Consider the following 19,200-nt stretch of genomic DNA (forward strand, 5'->3'; position numbering starts at 1 on the left):
TCTCCTTAATTATTTTTTATTTTTGGATCTAACACATCTCGTAATCCATCACCTATTAAGTTAAATGCTAGTACGGTTAAAAATATGGCAATACCTGGCATGATGACTACATGCGAAGATGTCCCTAAATAGTCGCGCCCACTACTTAGCATTACTCCCCACTCAGGCATTTCAGGGCTTGCACCTAAGCCTAAAAAACTTAAACCAGAAGCTGCTAAAATGGCTGTCCCTATACGCATTGTGACAAAAATGATTAACTCACTAATTGTTTCAGGGAAAATATGTTTCCACAGCACTCTAACATGCGATGCTCCCATAGATTGTGCTGCTTCTACATAGACATTCTCCTTCGCATTCAATGTAGCACCTCTGACTAAACGAGCAAAAGATGGCACACTAAAGATCATCACAGCAATGATGACATTATTAATACCAGGGCCCAATAAGGCTACAATGGCAATCGCTAATAATAAATCAGGGAATGAAAACAACACATCACAGCTACGCATGATGATTTTGTCAACCCACCCACCGAAGTAACCGCTAATTAAACCTAAAATAGTTCCTAGTATTAAGCCTAAAAATACGGCACTGAAACTCACCATTAAGGATATTTTTGCGCCTACTATTAAACGACTAAAAATATCTCKACCATACTCGTCCGTTCCTGCCAAATGACTTGCACTTGGTCCCTCTAATAAAGCATTATAATTCGGTTCAAAAGGATCGTAAGGTGCGATATAAGGGCCAATAATAGCGATTACAATTAACAATCCTATAAAGATACTTGCTACCAAAGCAGCCTTTTGTTTTTTAAAAGACTTCCAAAATTCTTTAAGAGGAGAGTATTTTCTTTGTGTATTTTGCACTTGGCTATTTTGCACAGTAGTTGGTGAAGTCATTTTGTTCCCTCCCTTAAGAATTTAATTGGATTTTTGGATTTAACACGGTATAAAGCACATCAACTATTAAATTGACTAAAATAAATTCAAATGCAAATAACAGCAGTGCAGACTGAATGACGGGATAATCTCGAAAGGCAATCGAATCAATTAAAAGTCGTCCCATTCCTGGAAAACTAAAGACTGTCTCCACTACCACCGATCCTCCTAAGAGAAATCCGAATTGCAGACCTGCTACTGTTACCACAGAAATCAAGGAATTTCTTAAAGCATGGGTAACAATAACGGAGTGTTCTTTCAATCCTTTTGCTCTCCCTGTTCTTATAAAATCTGCTTGTAACGTTTCAAGCATGGAAGAACGAGTAAATCGCGCAATCATTGACATAATGCCAGCCCCTAAAGTCAAGGAGGGCAAAATATAACTAGAAAAGCCATCTAATCCACCTGTCGGAAATAGCCCTAGCTGCACTGAAAATAATTGAATTAATAATAAGCCCAACCAAAATCCTGGAATTGAGATGCCAGAAACAGCCGTTACCATACCAAAATAATCAGGCCATTTGTTTTTATTGATGGCAGAAAGAACACCAATCACCAAACCCATTAATGTAGCCCAAAACATGGAAAGGAAAGTAAGATGAAGAGAAGGCATAAACCTTGTTTTAAACATATCTATGACAGGTAGTCCTGTTGTTAAAGATGTTCCAAGCTCACCCGTCACAAGATTTTTCATATAATCCATGTATTGTTTAAGAATGGGTTTATCTAAACCTAACTCATGGCGTACATTTTCAACATCTTCTAGCSTGGCATCCTTACCAGCTACTAATCTTGCAGGGTCACCTGGTATGAAATGAATAAATAAGAATGTTAATATAGAAATGACAATTAATWKCRGTAWSRKTTMAACAGTTCTTCTTGCTATATACTTCCACATGTGGCCTTCCTCCTTTCTATTTTTATGGAAAAGGAATTGACGAGCATCAATTCCTTTTACTGTTCATTACTCCACTTTGGCATTCTTCACATCAAGCCCACCTGTAGGGTTTACTAGCACACCGCTCACATTTGAACGTACACCATATACAACTTCATCTACCCCTAAGAAAATCCAAGGTGTATCTTGATAAACGATTTCCTGTAATTTTTCATATAATTCAGCTTGGCGATCTACATCTGAAATGGAGTTAGCTTCATCCATTAATTGATCTGCCTCCGTGTTATGATAGTAAGCTGTATTTGCACCATTCGGTGGGAATGATACGCTATGGAAAAGAGGCTTTGTTGCATTCGTTATATCCGAAGCATACGCTGACCAACTCACATACCACATTTGTAATTTCGCATCATCTGGTGTTTGTGCACCATAGATTTCGTCTGATAAAGTTCCTTCTTCCATCGATTTAATTTCTACTTTTACACCTATTTGACCTAACTGTTGTTGAATAAACTGCATACCCTTCATCGTATCCGAGTTCGTGTTCCCCCAGATTTCAATATCGAAACCATCTGGATAGCCTGCCTCAGCCAATAATTCTTTTGCCTTTTCAATATTGTGTTCATACATTTTTTGCTGCTTATAATAAACGGTTTTGGAAGGAATAATAGAGTCTAATGGTAAACCAAGCCCTGCATTCACCACTTTTAAATAAGCATCCTTGTCCACGGCGTAGTTAAAGGCTTGTCGAACTTTAATATCATCCAAAGGTTTTTTATAGGTATTTAATGAAACGTAATGTGCAATTGTAGAAGGAACCTTATTTACCTCTACATCTTTACTATTAGAAAGCTCATCAATATTTTGTGCTGGCACTGGATAGATAACCTGAGCATCGCCCGCTTTTAGCATCGCTACGCGCGAGCCGTTTTCTGGCACTGGTTTATAGGTGATTTTAGCAACACGTTCTCCACCTTCCCAATAGCCATCAAAGTTTTCAATTGTTAAATGGTCTCCTTGTACCCATTCAACAAATTTATATGGTCCTGTACCAACAGGTTTTTTAGGTATATCTGCTGAATTTTCTTTAATCATTTTTGGACTAATCATTTTGGCAACTCCGAAACGCGTAATCATTGGTCCATATGGTTCTTTTAAAGTAACTTTAATTTCATAGTCGCCTAGGATTTCAACATCGCTGATTAAGCTAAAACCACGAGAATATAAACGTAAGCTTTCATCATTCATGATTCGTTCAATGTTGACCTTTACAGCTTCAGCATTAAACTGCTCCCCGTCATGGAAAGTAACCCCTTCTTTAAGTTTGAATGTATAGACTAGCGCGTCTTCACTAATTGAATAGTCATCTGCTAGAACCTTAATAATTTGACCATCTGCATTAAAGCCTAACAATCCTTCTAGCATTGTCTCCTGTACAGAACTCGAATTCGTATCCCCTGTGTTATGTGGATCCATTGAAATAAAGTTTTCATTTACAGCGATAACAAGTTCATTTTTTGAACTAGCTGTACCTGAATCTGTAGTAGACTTGTCCCCAGTATTTGATGCGTTAGAATTGTCTTTCTCTGCGCATGCTGCTAAAAGCAACGTACATAGAATTACAAAAACCAATTTTTTAACATAATTCATCTCATCTACTCCCTTTGTAAAAATCTATAAGAATATTTCTTATAACTTAAATTAAGAAATATAATTACCAAAAAACATTTATTTTCTCCACTGATGAAAATAAGTAGGCAAAAAATAAACTATATTTTCTTACGATTAGACAATTCAATTCAGGAAAAATTGCTCCCTCAACTATCACAATTGCTTTTAATCAGAAAGTATAGTTCAAAATACAAGGTGTATTTATTCCACTGCTGAAAATAAATGAGTAAAAAAATATTCCCTCTCAGGACATTTTTATTATCAGAAAATTAATTATTTTTTAACAACTATAAACTATGAAATCTATTATTTCCACTATTTTTTTAATAAATTTCAGAATTTTATAATTGTTTTTATTGAACTATAATAATTATCCCTAGAGTTTTTGTTGCCCCAAAGGCCAATAATAAAAGTTCTAAAAGCCCTTATTACATGGCTTTTAGAACCTACATGAATAGTTGCTATAGCGTATTTATACTATTCACAACCACATTTAGTATGCGGTCAAGATCTTCTTGTGAAATATTAAGTGGTGGTGATAACGTTAAGACATTATTAAACCCTGCTACAGTAGCTCCATTTTTCCCAATGATGACCCCTTGCCCTTTACATGCTGCAATGACAGCATTCACTTTCTCCACAGGTAAAGGTTCTTTCGAAACTTTATCTACCACTAATTCAATTCCAATCAATAAGCCTTTGCCTCGTACATCTCCTACATTTGGGTGAGGCTGTAATTCTTGTTGCAGTGTTTTTAGTGTTACTGCACCAATTTCCTTGGAACGGTCAAATAAAGCCTCTTGCTCAAGAATCTCAATATTTTTTAATGCGACTGCACATGCCACCGGTGAGCCACCGAATGTATTTACATGGCGGAAATAGCCGTATGCATCTGATCCAGTAAACGCCTCATATATTTCACGCTTTACCGCTGTAGCTGATAATGGTAAATAGGCACTTGTAATTCCTTTGGCCATTGTAATAATATCAGGCTTTACACCATAATTCATAAATCCAAATGGCTTCCCTGTACGACCAAAGCCACAAATAACCTCATCCACAATCATTAAAGCGCCGTGTTTTTTGCATACTTCTTCAATACCTTTTAAATAGTTTTCTGGAGGCATAATGACACCACCACCTGTAATAATAGGCTCTAAGATCATTGCTGCAATTGTATCGCCCAGCTCCCAGGTCATCGTTTTGTCTACGGCCTTTACACTCGCTAAATCTAATGGTGCAATAGTCTCACTTTCATGCTCACGATATTGATCAGGTGGTGCAACATGGATAAAGCCAGGTGATAGAGGCTCATATTTATATTTACGCTCCGCCTGCCCTGTTGCCGCTAATGCACCAAAGGAGTTCCCATGATAAGCACGGTAGCGAGAGACGATTTTATAGCGCGAGCTTTGTCCTTTTTGCTGATGGTATTGTCGAGCTATTTTAAAAGCTGTTTCATTCGCTTCTGAACCACTGTTAGAGAAGAAAATAACATAATCTCCACCAAGCATTTCATTAAGTTTTTCGGCTAGTTCCACGGCTGGTAAATGTCCCTGAGATAAAGGTGCATAAGCATTTTTCATCATTTGTTCATGGGCTGCATCCGCTAATTCTTTACGACCATAGCCAACATTGACACACCATAGCCCAGCCATCGCATCAATATATTCCACACCATCTGTATCAGTAATTCTTGCACCATCAGATTTCTCTACTACATACGTGGCTTGTGGATTATAGGGTTTCATCGAATGCCATACATATTGCTCATCCTTTGCTAATACATCACTTTTAAGATTGATCTGCGTCATCGCCAAACACCCCTCATTATTATTTTAGTTTTTCGCATCGTTATTACTTGGGAACGCAAAGGAGCTTGCTGTATCCTCTGTCTCATCGGGCCAACGTTCAGAAATCGTTTTTGCCTTTGTAAAGAACCTCGCCTGATCTGGACCAAACATATGCCCTTCACCAAACTTAGAGCGTTTCCACCCACCAAAGTTATGATAGCCAACTGGGATTGGGATTGGCACATTTACCCCTACCATACCCACCTCTATTTCTTCTTGGAATTTACGCGCTGCCGCACCACTGCTTGTAAACATTGTGACACCATTGCCAAGCTCATGATCATTTATTAAATCAATAGCCTCTTGTAGTGAATCAACCCCTACTACAATACGTGCTGGACCAAAGACCTCCTCTTTGAAGATCGTCATTTCTGGTGTGACATGATTAAGTAAAGTAGGACCAAGATAAAAACCATTTGACGATTCACATACTTTTGGATTTCTTCCGTCGATGACAAGATTCGCTCCTTCACTGACCGCCCCATCGATATAACGTATAATCGTTTCCTTTGATTGTTTAGTGATAACAGGACCAAAATCGACGTCTTGCTCTGTATAAGGCCCTACCTTTAGTTCGGAAATTTTATTTTTCAATATTTCCGTAAATCGTTGCTCCGTATCCTTCCCTACAACGAGTGCACCAGAAATAGCCATGCAACGCTGAGATGCTGCGCCATATGCTGCTCCTAAAAAGGCATTTGCTGTCTGTTCTAAATTGGCATCAGGCATAACAATCATAAAGTTCTTTCCACCACCAAATGCAGCGACTCGTTTATTGTGCTTTGTCCCAGTTTGATAGATATATTCAGCAACAGGCGTTGAGCCAACAAATGAAATTGCTTGAATCTCTTTATTTTCTAATAGTTCATCGACTGCCTCTTTATCTCCATTAACCACTGTCCAAATACCGTCTGGTAGACCTGCCTCTTTCCATAATTGGCACAAATATAATGCTGAAATAGGTACACGTTCAGATGGCTTTAGAATAACTGCATTTCCTACCGCAACAGCCATACTTGTAATAGCCAGTGGTACCATAACAGGGAAATTAAATGGTGCAATGGTTGCTACTACACCAAGAGGCGATTTGGCAGAAAAAGCATTAATATTTCCACCTACATTGACGGAATACTCTCCTTTTAGCAATTGGGGGGCACTGATCGCCATATCCACAGATTCAATACCACGAACAATTTCACCTTTCGCATCTTCCTTAGTTTTTCCACTTTCTTGGCAAATCACATTGATAAGTTCTTCCTGTCTTTCTACTAACAGCTGACGGAAACGATGTAGCACTTCTACCCGCTTCCCAATTGATGTTTTTTTCCATGCTGGAAAGGCTTCCTTAGCTAACTGAATAGCATGCTTTACCTCGGCTCTTGAAGCAAGGGGTACTCTTGCAATAACCTCACCTGTTGACGGATTATATACTTCAGAGAATCTGTTACTTGTACCTGCTACCTCTTCTCCTTTGATAAAATGTGTTAGCGTTTTCATTTCTTGTTGAACTGTCATAATTGACCACTCCTTTTTTTCGTCTTATTGTTCAAAATCAAACTTGTCTTTTGTGAAAAGGGAACTTGATTCATCGGCTTGTTTGATCACCTTTTTCTTTTGAGTCAGCATATAGAAAAGCATCACAATGGCCACAATAACGCATGTAAATAAAATTTGTGAGCGCATAGACTCTATAAAGAACATCGCAATGAGTAATGCTGTTGTTGCTACTATTGTTAAATATGTTAAATATGGAAATAGCCACATTTTCACCTTTAATAGCTCTGGATTTTCTTGCTCAATCTTCCGTCGCATTCTTAACTGTGAAAAGGCAATGATTAAATAAAGAATCAACGTAATAGCACTACAAGAACTTAATAAAAACATAAATACTTTATCTGGCGACACATAGTTCATAATGACCGCAATATATGAGAAAAATGTTGCGGCAAGTATGGCATTAACAGGTGCACCATTTTTATTTAATTTTAAAAATGCCTTTGGTGCTTCTCCTTTTTCCGCTAAAGAAAATACCATTCTTGATGTAGCATATAGTGCTGAATTTAGGCATGATAATACAGCAGTTAAAACAACAAAATTCATAATTTGTGCGGCTGCAGGAATACCAATATAATCAAGTACCGCTACATAAGGACTTGTTAAAATATCTGAGGAATGCCAAGGCAATAGCGTCACTACAACTGCAATAGAGCCTACATAGAAAATTAAAATACGCCAAGTAATAGAATTGGTAGCTTTTGTGACAGCGGCTAACGGTTCATCCGATTCACCAGCAGCAATCGCAACGATTTCTGTCCCCATAAATGAAAAAATAACGATAACGACACCCATTAGAACAGCGCCAAAACCATTTGGCAAAAAACCACCCTGTTCAACTAAATTGGTCATACCAACAGCATTAAAGTTTGGAGCAATACCAAAGATAATAAAAGCACCAAGACCTAGAAAAACGACTATACTTGCAACCTTAATAAGAGAGAACCAATACTCAAACTCACCAAAAGCTTTGACAGAAAGAACATTTGTTAATGTAAGTGCTACAGTTAATAACAGACTTAAAAGCCATAAAGGAATCCCATCGTACCAATATTGAATAATGGCAGCTGCTGCTGTTGCCTCTAAAGCAATGGCAATCACCCAGAAAAACCAGTACAACCATCCAATCATAAAACCTGCCCACGGACCAATGGCTTCATGTGCATAGTGAGCAAACGATCCACTCGTTGGATTGACTGCCGCCATCTCACCTAGCATACGCATAACTAATACAACGATAATTCCTGCAAATATATACGATAAAATTGCCCCTGGACCAGCTAGATTAATGACCGAGCCACTCCCCATAAATAGTCCAGCACCGATTACACCGGCAATCGCAATCATCGTCATATGCCGCTTCTTTAATCCTCTTTGTAAATGCGTTTGTCGCCCCATATCTGTCACCTCTTTTAGTAGATTGCTTGATCGCTTACAAAAATCTTACATCTTTCATAACGTTGAAGTAATAGACAAACTGTAAAATTCTATACTTTTGTTTTATACATAATGTAAAATAGACTAAATATTCTTAAAATAATTTTTAAACGATTTTATGAGTAAATTCTCTGCACCAAGCAGAAATTTTTGAATTCTAACCGCTGACACGCATGTCAAAAGGAGGGGCAAAAATGAGCCCATTTCAACTAAAAGTACTAGACGTTTTACAGAATAAATATTTTCAAAATGCAGAGGTAGTTGCAGGTCATGAGGGATTAACAAGGAGCGTTAAATGGGCACATGTACTAGAAATCATACATGTTGATAATTTTTTAGTTGGTGAAGAGTTAGTATTAACTACAGGGCTTAGTCTCCAACATAGTATTGAGGACTTTGTGTCCTTTATAGAAGCCATCATTCAAAAAAATTGTGCAGCACTTTGTATTGAATATGGCACCTCTATTCAAGCAGTACCCGAAGCGATTTTAACACTTGCCAACCGCCACCAGTTTCCTATTATTGTTTTCCATGAAGCAGTTCCTTTTGTTCGTATTACACAGGATTTACATAGTCAAATTATCAATCAGCAATATCTATTGATTTCTTCACTAGAAGCTTACTCACAAACATTGAACAAAAATGCAGTATTGGGACAAAACACGGACGATATTTTACAAAATATGTATAATGAATTAAAAATACAAATTATGTTTTCCATTAAGGGAAGAGAACCTGTCTTTTTCCCGAATATGGCTCATAAAAAGCGGCAGCAATTCCTAACATTGAATACATCGTCTCAGCAATTTAAACATGAGCCTATTTTTCTATTTGATCAACATTATGCCGATTTATCAATTTATCGAGAAGATGGGCTTTTCTCCGAATTTGAATTATTAATATTAGATCGCACGGCAACAGCGTTGGCACAGCTTTTAATGCGAGAGTTCTATATTGAGGAAAAAAAGAATATTGAGGATGCTTCGATTTTAGCTGATTGGATTGATCAAAAACTATCTAAGGAGGAAATCTATAAATTTATCGTTACACATTATACTAACTATACACAATCCAGTGGCACTGTCTTTATTTTGGCTTCTCCTAATACGTTGACAAAGGCACAGGAGGATGTAGTCTATAGTAAGCTTTATTATCGTAATCTCTTTGAGCAACATGGCTTTATTCCATTTTTATTTGAAAGAAAAAGCTATGTTATTTTTATTTTACTGCATACAAAAGATAGTAAAGCCATTCGTGATATGCTAAACAACATGTTTTCCTCTTTGGTCAAAACTGAATTTTATAAAAAGCAGCAGGCACAAGGTTATCAGATAGCTATTGGGAAGGTTGTTTGTGATGTAGATGAAATTCCTAAAAGCTATCAAACTGCACTAGAAACCTTATATATTTGTCGAAAAGTACAAACGTCCTCGTTCTTTTACGATGATCTGCATTTATATCATTTAATCTATAAATTACAAATGCAGGTGGATTTACAGGAAGTGATTTATGACTATTTACAGCCCGTTATTGAATACGATGAAAAATATAATAGTAAGCTTCTCGAAACATTGCAGGTGTATTTACAAACAAATGGCTCTAAACAGCAAACAGCGAATCAATTGTTTATTGTTCGTCAAACACTCTATCACCGCCTAAAAAAGCTTGAAAGTTTACTTGGTAAAAATTTTATGAACGGGCATAACCGCATTACACTTGAATTTATGCTACTAGCCAATTCATTAATCGAGGATAAGAGCTAGAAAAAAGTTGGCACGCTTAAAAGGTTAACTCCCCTCCTAAGCGTGCCCTTTATTACCCTTTCACAACTACATCGTGATACAGTCCTGGTCTACGATCATCGTAAACAGGAATTCTTCCACGTACTTCATCGACAATAGAAAAGTCTACATCGATCACTGCTACTTCCTCGTCCTCAGCACCTACCCATAATACTTCTCCCCAAGGCTGAATAATCATAGACTGCCCATTAAAATTTTCTACCTTTTTCGAAATACGATTTACTGCAATGACAAAGCATTGATTTTCAATTGCACGAGCCTGTAGCAACGTTTTCCAATGGTCAATCCTTGGAGTTGGCCACTGCGCTGGTACAAATAATACCTTTGCTCCTTGTAATGCWTGTGCACGTAACCATTCTGGGAAGCGAATATCATAGCAAATGACACCAGCAGCTTCAATATCATCTAAAGCAAAACGATTCATTTCATCCCCTGCTTCCAAGTAAAGATGCTCGWCCATTAAACGGAAAAGATGTGCCTTGCTATATTCCCCAACAAGTTCTCCATTACGATCAAAGGTATACATCGTATTATAAAATTTATCGCCTTTCTTTGTTGAAACAGAGCCCCCTACAATATGTACATCAAGTTCCTTAGCAAGTTTAGCCAAAAAGGCCTTTGTCCGCTCACCATTGATATCTGCTAGCTCAGGCAGTTTCTCTAAAGCATAGCCTGTATTCCACATTTCAGGTAACACTATGATTTCTGCCCCATTTTTTGCAGCTTCACGAATCTTATCCTCGGCACGTTCAAAATTTTCTTCAACTTTGCCAAAGCCAACATTTAATTGAATACAACCGATTTTCATCTCTATTCCTCCTCTAGACAATTAACAGAAAAAGTAATACTATTTGCTTCATATTCTTCAATAATAATTATTATATTCTGAAAAAGGTGATCATGCATGGAATTCTCTAAAAAACTACAGCAACTACCCACTCAATTTTTTGCAGCACTCGTTCAAAAAGTAAACTTGGCTCTAGAAGAAGGGCGTGATGTCATTAACCTTGGGCAAGGAAATCCCGATCAGCCAACGCCTATTCACATCATTCAAGCATTACAGGAAGCAGCTGAAAATCCTCAAAACCACAAATATTCACCATTTAGAGGACTCGCTGAATTACGCCCAGCTGCTGCGCACTTTTATCAACGTGAATATCAGGTTGAACTAAATCCAGATACAGAGGCAGCGATTCTTAGTGGAACAAAAATTGGTCTAGTTCAGCTACCTTTAGCTGTGTTAAACCCTGGTGACACGATGCTCTTACCAGATCCTGGCTATCCAGATTACCTATCAGGTGTTGTACTAGGAGACGTCAATTTTGAAGTAATGCCCCTTTTTGCTGAAAATGATTTCTTACCTGATTATCATGCATTACCTGATGAAGTGAAAGAAAAAGCAAAGCTTCTTTACTTAAATTACCCGAACAACCCTACAGGTGGTACAGCATCACTTGCGTTTTTTGAAGAGACCGTTCGCTTTGCGAAGGAGCACAATATTATCKTATCACATGATTTTGCTTATGGGGCAATAGGATTTGACGGTAATAAACCAGTTAGCTTCCTTCAAGCAAAGGGTGCAAAAGAAGTAGGAGTTGAAATGTATACATTATCGAAAACCTATAATATGGCTGGCTGGCGTATAGGCTTCGCTGTAGGGAATGCCGAGATTATTGCTGCTATTAATCTAATTCAGGATCATCTGTTTTGTAGTCAATTCCCTGCCATTCAACAAGCCGCAGCAGTAGCACTGACGGCTTCCCAGCAATGTGCGGATGAACTACGAGCTACTTATGAGCGTCGCCGCAATGTACTCATTGAAGAAGCTCGAAGAATTGGCTGGCATGTTACGGCTCCAAGTGGCTCCTTCTTCGCATGGCTCCCTGTACCACTAGGCTATACAAGTGAACAGTTTGCTGATCTTTTGCTCGAAAAAGCTGATATCGCTGTAGCAGCAGGTAATGGCTTCGGTCAATATGGTGAAGGCTATGTTCGCGTAGGATTGCTGGTTAGTGAGGAGCGCTTACGTGAAGCAATCCATAGAATCGAGCAATTACAATTGTTTATAAGATAATGACGCCATATCCTGTAGCTATCCCTAGCTACAGGATTATTACTATTTTTCAATTTTCCTTGGTTGCCCTAAACCATTTTCTAATGGATAAAATTGAACATGACCTGTTTCATCATCCCATTTTCGAATATGTTGAATCCCTTGTACCTCTGCCAACACGATGTCAGCAGTAATAACAGGGTTGCCCCCTTTTATTAAATGCCCACCTGATACAACACCCCATTGATCGCTCATAGAACCATGGAAATGTGTCTCATATCCACCATCTCGCTTACACACCACACCTGAACCTTGAATAAATTCTAATGGTCCCTCTTTTTCAATCACATCACTAAAACGAACTTGAATTTGAACTGTTGCATCTGGCACTAAATAAACAAAGCTACTTTTTTGAAAGCTGCCAATACAGCTTACAATTGTTGCTGACTCTATACTATTCTCTTCGCAAAGCGCTTCAATTCCTTCAATGATATCTGTTCCCGTTAGAAAACGAGCACTAATAACCTTACCAAATGAACCTATACCATAATTAACTCTTACAGACATTGTTATCCCTCTTTTGCGTCGAAATATTATAATTATATAAAAAATTTAAAAATTATTTATTGACTTACTATACCCTATAAATTATATTAGTTCTATCGGAATTACAAAAAAATATTATAAATCTCTTATCAAGAGTAGCTGAGGKACTGGCCCTATGAAGCTCGGCAACCTCCTTTTTATAGGAAGGTGCTAAATCCTGCAAACGATCTTCGTTTGATAGATAAGAGAGGACATCTTTTCATGAGCCTCTCTTAATTTGTAAGAGAGTTTTTTTATTTTCAAAAAACCGATAAAAACAATCTTKRAGRTATTWTCATGAAAAAGAAAAATAWAYTWTTARKAGGTTTARCAAGTTTAACATTAGTAGCAGCTTTAGCAGGCTGTGGCTCTAAAGAAGATAGTAAAAGCCAAGCTGAAGGAATTGATGAAAAGAAAATCGTTGTAGGCGTCACTTCTGGTCCACACGAACAAATTGCAGAAGTAGCCGCTAAAGTAGCAAAAGAGAACGGGCTAGAAGTAGAACTAAAATCATTTTCTGACTATGTTTTACCTAATACATCCTTAGCTGAAGGTGATCTTGATGCGAACAGCTATCAACACGAGCCTTTCCTAGATACATTTAATAAAGACCATGATACAGATTTAGTACCAGTGGGCAAGACGATTTTAAATCCAATGGGTATCTACTCAGAAAAATATAAATCCTTTGATGVCHTTCCTGACGGTGCAACGTTTGGCCTACCAAATGACCCAACGAATGGAGCACGTGCCCTCTTTGTTTTACAGGAAGCTGGCTATATTAAGTTAAAAGAGGGTGCAGACTTAACAGCCTCGATCCGTGATGTAGAAGAAAACAAAAAGAATTTAAAATTCATTGAATTAGAGGCAGCTCAAATTCCTAAACAACTTAGTGAAGTAGATGTAGCAGCTATTAATACAAACTTTGCACTAGAAGCTGGCATTAACCCTAAAGATGACTCTATTTTATTGGAATCTACTGATTCTCCATACGTGAACTATATTGTTGTACGTGCTGAAAATGAAAATGATCCAACAATTAAAAAGTTCGTTGAGGCTTACCAATCTGACGAAGTGCGTCAATTCATCGAAGAGGAATTCAAAGGTTCTGTAATCCCTAGCTGGTAATATGTTCAGAAAGCTTCTATAAAGCCGAAGAATCTGCTGAAATTCCCCAATGGGAAGACGAGCAGATTCTTGCTTTTTAGAAGGTTGAGAAAGGAGCAAACAATCGCATGATTCAATTACAAAATATCTCAAAAGAATTTAAGTCGAAAAAAGGCATCATAAAAGCTGTGGATGGCATCAATCTTCACGTAAAAAAGGGACAAATTCATGGTGTAATCGGCTATAGTGGTGCTGGTAAAAGTACACTCATTCGTTGCGTTAATCTACTAGAACGTCCTACAGCAGGAAAAGTAGTGATAGACAATGTAGACATTACGACCCTTTCTCTTCACGAATTACGTCAAACACGCCAAAAAATCGGGATGATCTTCCAGCACTTTAATCTCTTAAAAACAGCAACAGTTTACAATAATATTGCAGTTCCCTTAAAGCTACTAGGCTATAAAGAGGCGGAAGTAAAAAACCGAGTAGCTAAGTATGCTGAAATTGTCGGTTTAACAGATAAACTAGATAGTTACCCAAATCAACTTTCAGGTGGTCAAAAACAGCGTGTGGCTATTGCACGTGCCTTAGCACAGGAACCAGAGATTTTACTTAGTGACGAAGCAACAAGTGCACTTGATCCTGAGACAACGGAAGCCATTCTTGAATTGTTGTTAAAAATTAATCGTGAATTAGGCATTACGATTCTGCTCATCACACATGAAATGAATGTAATTCAAAAAATTTGCGATGAGGTTTCTGTTCTAGAATCAGGGAAAGTTGTGGAATTTGGCACAGCGATTGAACTTTTTGCGAAACCGAAGCACCCTACAACGCGAAAGTTTTTGAATACAATTTCACAACGTAATTTATCCCCTTCTCTTATTGAGCAATTAAATGTTTCAGGAAGTGTAATCCGTTTAACATTCCTTGGTGAAAGTACTGGTAAGCCATTATTAGCAGAAGTCACTAAGGTATATGATGTGCAACCAAATATTTTAACAGCTAATATTATTGAATTAAAAAACGGTATTGTCGGCAATATTGTGGTGCATTTACATGGCGAAACGCAGATTGTCCAAAAGGCGTTAACGTATTTTTCAGAAAATGGCGTGGCAGTGGAAGAATTAGGAGGTGCGTTCAATGAGTAGTATCCAAAGCTTCTTTACAGATTGGTCAGATGTTATTGGCAAAGCAATTATCGAAACATTTCAAATGGTCGGAATTTCATTATTTTTCTCCATTCTGATTGGCATTCCATTAGGGCTATTAATCGTTTTAACACGACCAGGACAATCCTTTGAAAATAAATTTTTCTATCAGTTTTTTAATCTATTTATCAATATTGTTCGCTCTGTTCCATTTATCATTTTACTATTCTTCATCTTACCTTTTACCAAGTTAATTGTAGGTACAACAATTGGTGTTAAAGGTGTAATCGTTCCACTAGTTGTTTACACAGCTCCTTATATTGCACGACTGATGGAGTCTGCGCTTTTAGAAGTGGATTCCGGAGTAGTAGAAGCCTACACAGCCATGGGTATTAAACGTCGCCATATCATTTGGCATGTCCTATTACGTGAAGCGCGACCATCTATTATTTTAGGCTTAACAATTGCCACAATAGGATTAATTGGTGCAACAGCAATGGCAGGAATGGTTGGTGCTGGCGGTTTAGGTGACCTTGCCTATCGTTATGGTCATTTGCGCTATGAGGTTGATGTGATGTATGCAACTGTCTTTATCTTAATCATCCTTGTGCAGAGCATTCAATCCATTGGTAACCGCTTCGCCGCGAAGTTGAAAAAAGATTAAGAGGAGAATGAAGATGACAAACGAAATTTATGTAGAGAAAAATGGCTATATTGCAACGTTAGTATTAAACCGCCCGGATAAACGGAATTCTTTATCAAGGGCAATGTTTCAAGCCATAGTAGACCAACTAGAGCTGCTCCGTATAGATTCTTCCATCAAACTTTTAATTGTTCGCGGTGTCAATGAAGTAGCCTTTTCTTCCGGTGCAGATATTAGCGAGTTTTTAGATGTTCGTTATGCTACAGACAATGCTAAAGCCTATAATGAATTGGCTCTAAAGGCGATCGATGCTCTCTATAAATTTCCACACCCGACAATTGCTATGATTCAGGGCTTAGCAATTGGTGGTGGCTTAGAGTTAGCAAATGCTTGTGATTTTAGAATAGCAACGCCTAAGAGTAAGCTAGGCATTACCGCTGCAAACATAGGTATTGTATATAATTTAGAAAGCACGAAACGTCTCATAAATATTGTTGGTGTCGCTARGGCAAAGGAAATTTTGTACACAGCTACTATTTTTACAGCTGAAGAGGGAAAAAATATTGGTTTAATCACGGCCCTACACGAACCAGAGGAAATTGATGAGGCGACATTGCAATTCGCTGAACATTTATTAAGTAAATCATCCATTGCAAACGCAGGCATCAAAAAAATTATCCAAGCAATTGTTGATGGTGAAATTGAAGAAAACGATGAGCTGGCACAGTTAGTTTTGGATTCATTTAGTTCAGACGATTATAACGAAGGTATTCAAGCCTTTTTAAATAAAAGAAAGCCTATTTTCAATAAATAAGTGAGGTAGTAACGATGACAAACATAACTGATGGCGATCTACTCTTAAAAAATATAACTGCACAAGCCCCCTTCCCCATTTGCTTTGCAGATTTAGAAAAGGCCGTAGCGGAAAAAATCGAAGCTGGCCCTTTTGGCTACATCCGTTCAGGTGCTGGCGGTGAACAAACACTGCGCAATAATCGTGCAGCTTTTGAGAAGTATTCCATTGTTCCCCGATWTWTAAATGATGTGTCAAACGTTRATACWTMGSTTCWYTTRTTTSGTMAWACRTATCCAACWMMWYWGMTTWWWSYYMMTRWKSKCWWRRAYSSAATGGTTCAMGWTGAAGGTGAGCTTGCCGTTGCACGTGCCGCCCAGTTTTTAAATATCCCTTATATACAAAGCACTGTGTCCACTTTTGCTCTTGAAGAAGTTGCTCAAGCTGCGCCTTCTGCAACAAAATGGTTTCAATTATATTGGTCTACTAATGAAGAAATTGCTTTTAGCATGGCTGCACGTGCGGAGGAAGCTGGATTTGAAGCGATCGTTTTAACTGTCGACACCGTAATGCTAGGCTGGCGTGAAGAAGATGTACGCAATCAATTTTCACCATTGAAGCTAGGCTATGCAAGAGGAAATTATATGAATGATCCCGTTTTTACAGCCACTTTACCTGATGATTCATTCGAGTCCTACGTACAAGGTGTCTTGCAAAATGTCTTCCACCCAACACTTAATTGGGAGCATGTTCGAGAGCTAAAAAAACATACCAACCTTCCTATATTATTGAAGGGAATTTTACATCCTGAAGATGCAAAGCATGCTATCGACAATGGTATTGATGGCATTATTGTATCAAACCATGGTGGCCGTCAATTAGATGGTGTAATTGGTTCACTTGATGCCCTTCCTGCTATTGTGAAAGTTGTGAATGGACAAATTCCTATTATATTAGATAGTGGTGTATATCGTGGCATGGATGCCTTAAAAGCACTTGCTTTAGGAGCGAATGCAGTTGCAATTGGACGTCCTTTCGTCTATGGACTAGCCCTTGAGGGACAACAAGGTGTCGAAAAGGTGATGACCAATCTTTATGATGAATTAAAGGTTTCTATCGCATTAGCCGGTGCTACCTCTGTCAAAGGATTACGCAACATCACATTAGTCAAACAGGATGGGACTGAGGGTAAATGAAACAAGCATTACAAGGATTAAAGGTTATCGATTTATCACAAGTCTTAGCAGGTCCCTATTGCACCATGGTATTAGCAGATATGGGTGCAGAAGTTATCAAAATTGAAAAATACCCAAATGGAGACGATACCCGTACAATGGGTCCATTCGTTAATGAAGAAAGTCATATGTATATGATGGTTAATCGTAATAAAAAAGGTGTCTGCATCAATTTAAAAACGACTGAAGGACTGACTTTATTTAAAGAATTGATTCAATCTGTTGATGTACTTGTGGAAAATTATCGACCAGGTGTCACGAAAAAGCTTGGTATTGATTATGACACATTAAAAGCCATCAATCCTGGCCTAATTTACTGCTCTATTTCCGGTTATGGTCAAACAGGTCCTTATAGTCAAAAGGGTGGCTATGATATTATGGCTCAGGGTCTGAGTGGCTTAATGCATATGACAGGTGAAGCAGATGGACGACCTGTAAAGGTTGGCTTTGCGGTGAATGATATTGCTGCTGCACAAACAGCCTTACAATCGATTTTAATGGCCTATATTTATAAGCTTCGTAGTGGTGAAGGTCAAWATRTTGRTGYGKMSWTWKTKRWRWSAGRYMKTGCGTGGACTGTTTGGGAGGCCGCTGCTTACTTCGGAAAGGGTGAGTTACCTGAGCGAACAGGAACCGCCCATCGTGTGTCTGCGCCCTATCAAGGTTTCAAAACACTGGATGACTATATKSTAGTAGKWGCTRGMAATCAAAAGCTATGGGAGATTTTTGCGGCAAAGGTTGTCAATCGACCTGATTGGTTAGACAATCCTCTCTTTGCTACCAACTATTCACGTGCCCAACATGTGAGGGAGCTGGAAGCAGAAATTGAAAGCGAGCTAATTAAGCATAAGGCTATCTACTGGCTCGAACTATTAGATAAGCATGGTGTACCATCTAGTCCAATCTATTCTTATGACCAAACATTGAATGACCCTCATATACTAGAGCGTGGCATGGTACTGTCCTATGAGCATCCGACTGCTGGACCAATGAGAACATTGGGCTTCCCAGCTAAGTTTTCACAAACACCTGGACAGCTAACAAGTGCAGCACCCACTTTAGGACAACATAATGAAGAAATTTTACAGGCATTAAATATTTCTGATCAAGCTATTCAACAGCTCAAGGCAGGCAAAATAATTGGGTCAAAATAAAGTGATTGTCTATTTTTAGATCGCCCTATCAGTTAGATTTAAGCTTCTATCGGTCACTTTTTTGATTCTATCCTTCACTTTTTTGATTCTATCCTTCACTTTTTTGATTCTATCCTTCACTTTTTCTTTTCTATCATGCAAAAAAGGCTTCCCCATTCATGAGGAAGCCTTTTTCTTATTGAATAACGCCTAATTCACGACCAACCTTCTCGTAAATCGCAATTGCATCATCAAGCATTTCTTTTGTATGTGCCGCTGTTGGCATATTCCGAACGCGHCCTGTACCTTTTKGAACTGYTGGGHAGACAATTGATYTKKCW

Annotated in this window: 14 protein-coding genes, 3 pseudogenes and 1 riboswitch (1 of these 18 cut by a window edge); of the genes and pseudogenes, 8 read left to right on the forward strand and 9 right to left on the reverse strand. The window is 38.1% G+C overall.

What is annotated here, in order from left to right; all coding sequences use genetic code 11:
* Window positions 1–5: 5 nt before the first annotated feature.
* From ACHZEU_RS11225 to ACHZEU_RS11250, 6 genes are all read right to left on the reverse strand, one after another.
* Window positions 6–902, reverse strand: a complete 897-nt coding sequence (locus ACHZEU_RS11225) for an ABC transporter permease (RefSeq protein WP_048393395.1) — start codon at window positions 900–902, stop codon at window positions 6–8.
* 13 nt (window positions 903–915) lie between these two features.
* A complete protein-coding gene (locus tag ACHZEU_RS11230) occupies window positions 916–1,839 on the reverse strand; it encodes an ABC transporter permease (protein WP_404804531.1) in 924 nt (307 codons plus the stop codon).
* A 66-nt stretch (window positions 1,840–1,905) separates the two neighbouring features.
* On the reverse strand, window positions 1,906–3,489 hold the full coding sequence (locus tag ACHZEU_RS11235; RefSeq protein ID WP_319839888.1) for a glutathione ABC transporter substrate-binding protein: 1,584 nt from the start codon (window positions 3,487–3,489) through the stop codon (window positions 1,906–1,908).
* Between the two features lie 482 nt (window positions 3,490–3,971).
* Entirely contained in the window at window positions 3,972–5,324 is a 1,353-nt protein-coding gene (locus ACHZEU_RS11240) for an aspartate aminotransferase family protein (RefSeq protein ID WP_048393388.1), read from the reverse strand.
* Window positions 5,325–5,348: 24 nt separating this feature from the next.
* Complete coding sequence (locus tag ACHZEU_RS11245) at window positions 5,349–6,878, reverse strand: CoA-acylating methylmalonate-semialdehyde dehydrogenase (protein ID WP_048393386.1); 1,530 nt, start codon at window positions 6,876–6,878, stop codon at window positions 5,349–5,351.
* A gap of 24 nt (window positions 6,879–6,902) precedes the next feature.
* A complete protein-coding gene (locus ACHZEU_RS11250; protein ID WP_279493801.1) occupies window positions 6,903–8,315 on the reverse strand; it encodes an amino acid permease in 1,413 nt (470 codons plus the stop codon).
* A 233-nt stretch (window positions 8,316–8,548) separates the two neighbouring features.
* Between ACHZEU_RS11250 and ACHZEU_RS11255 the strand changes: the two genes are divergently transcribed.
* Window positions 8,549–10,117 (forward strand): PucR family transcriptional regulator ligand-binding domain-containing protein, encoded by a 1,569-nt coding sequence (locus tag ACHZEU_RS11255; protein ID WP_066037027.1) that lies wholly within the window; start codon window positions 8,549–8,551, stop codon window positions 10,115–10,117.
* 52 nt (window positions 10,118–10,169) lie between these two features.
* Here the strand turns inward: ACHZEU_RS11255 and ACHZEU_RS11260 are convergent, their stop codons facing one another.
* A complete protein-coding gene (locus tag ACHZEU_RS11260; protein WP_404804532.1) occupies window positions 10,170–10,964 on the reverse strand; it encodes a carbon-nitrogen family hydrolase in 795 nt (264 codons plus the stop codon).
* Window positions 10,965–11,060: 96 nt separating this feature from the next.
* Between ACHZEU_RS11260 and ACHZEU_RS11265 the strand changes: the two genes are divergently transcribed.
* Entirely contained in the window at window positions 11,061–12,230 is a 1,170-nt protein-coding gene (locus ACHZEU_RS11265; RefSeq protein WP_404804533.1) for a pyridoxal phosphate-dependent aminotransferase, read from the forward strand.
* A 42-nt stretch (window positions 12,231–12,272) separates the two neighbouring features.
* On the opposite strand, the gene ACHZEU_RS11270 is transcribed toward ACHZEU_RS11265, so the two are convergent.
* Window positions 12,273–12,776, reverse strand: coding sequence for a PPC domain-containing DNA-binding protein (locus tag ACHZEU_RS11270; RefSeq protein WP_048393374.1), 504 nt, complete (start codon window positions 12,774–12,776; stop codon window positions 12,273–12,275).
* A gap of 122 nt (window positions 12,777–12,898) precedes the next feature.
* Window positions 12,899–13,003: riboswitch (SAM riboswitch) on the forward strand.
* An 88-nt stretch (window positions 13,004–13,091) separates the two neighbouring features.
* Here ACHZEU_RS11270 and ACHZEU_RS11275 point away from each other — a divergent pair.
* The 6 genes and pseudogenes from ACHZEU_RS11275 (at window position 13,092) to ACHZEU_RS11300 (ending at window position 18,880) form a co-directional block, all read left to right on the forward strand.
* Window positions 13,092–13,922, forward strand: coding sequence for a MetQ/NlpA family ABC transporter substrate-binding protein (locus ACHZEU_RS11275; protein ID WP_404804534.1), 831 nt, complete (start codon window positions 13,092–13,094; stop codon window positions 13,920–13,922).
* A gap of 107 nt (window positions 13,923–14,029) precedes the next feature.
* Window positions 14,030–15,055, forward strand: a complete 1,026-nt coding sequence (locus ACHZEU_RS11280) for a methionine ABC transporter ATP-binding protein (protein WP_066037030.1) — start codon at window positions 14,030–14,032, stop codon at window positions 15,053–15,055.
* A complete protein-coding gene (locus ACHZEU_RS11285; RefSeq protein WP_048393370.1) occupies window positions 15,048–15,719 on the forward strand; it encodes a methionine ABC transporter permease in 672 nt (223 codons plus the stop codon). The genes ACHZEU_RS11280 and ACHZEU_RS11285 overlap by 8 nt, the downstream gene beginning before the upstream one ends.
* Window positions 15,720–15,732: 13 nt before the next feature.
* Window positions 15,733–16,512 (forward strand): enoyl-CoA hydratase/isomerase family protein, encoded by a 780-nt coding sequence (locus ACHZEU_RS11290; protein WP_404804535.1) that lies wholly within the window; start codon window positions 15,733–15,735, stop codon window positions 16,510–16,512.
* A gap of 14 nt (window positions 16,513–16,526) precedes the next feature.
* Window positions 16,527–17,687, forward strand: a pseudogene (locus ACHZEU_RS11295) (alpha-hydroxy-acid oxidizing protein).
* A pseudogene (locus tag ACHZEU_RS11300) lies at window positions 17,684–18,880 on the forward strand (CaiB/BaiF CoA transferase family protein). Before ACHZEU_RS11295 ends, ACHZEU_RS11300 begins: the two co-directional pseudogenes overlap by 4 nt.
* A gap of 175 nt (window positions 18,881–19,055) precedes the next feature.
* Here the strand turns inward: ACHZEU_RS11300 and ACHZEU_RS11305 are convergent.
* A pseudogene (locus tag ACHZEU_RS11305) lies at window positions 19,056–19,200 on the reverse strand (glycine C-acetyltransferase); it runs 1,055 nt beyond the window's last position.

This window comes from Lysinibacillus sp. S1, assembly GCF_044986265.1.
Classification (GTDB): domain Bacteria; phylum Bacillota; class Bacilli; order Bacillales_A; family Planococcaceae; genus Lysinibacillus; species Lysinibacillus capsici.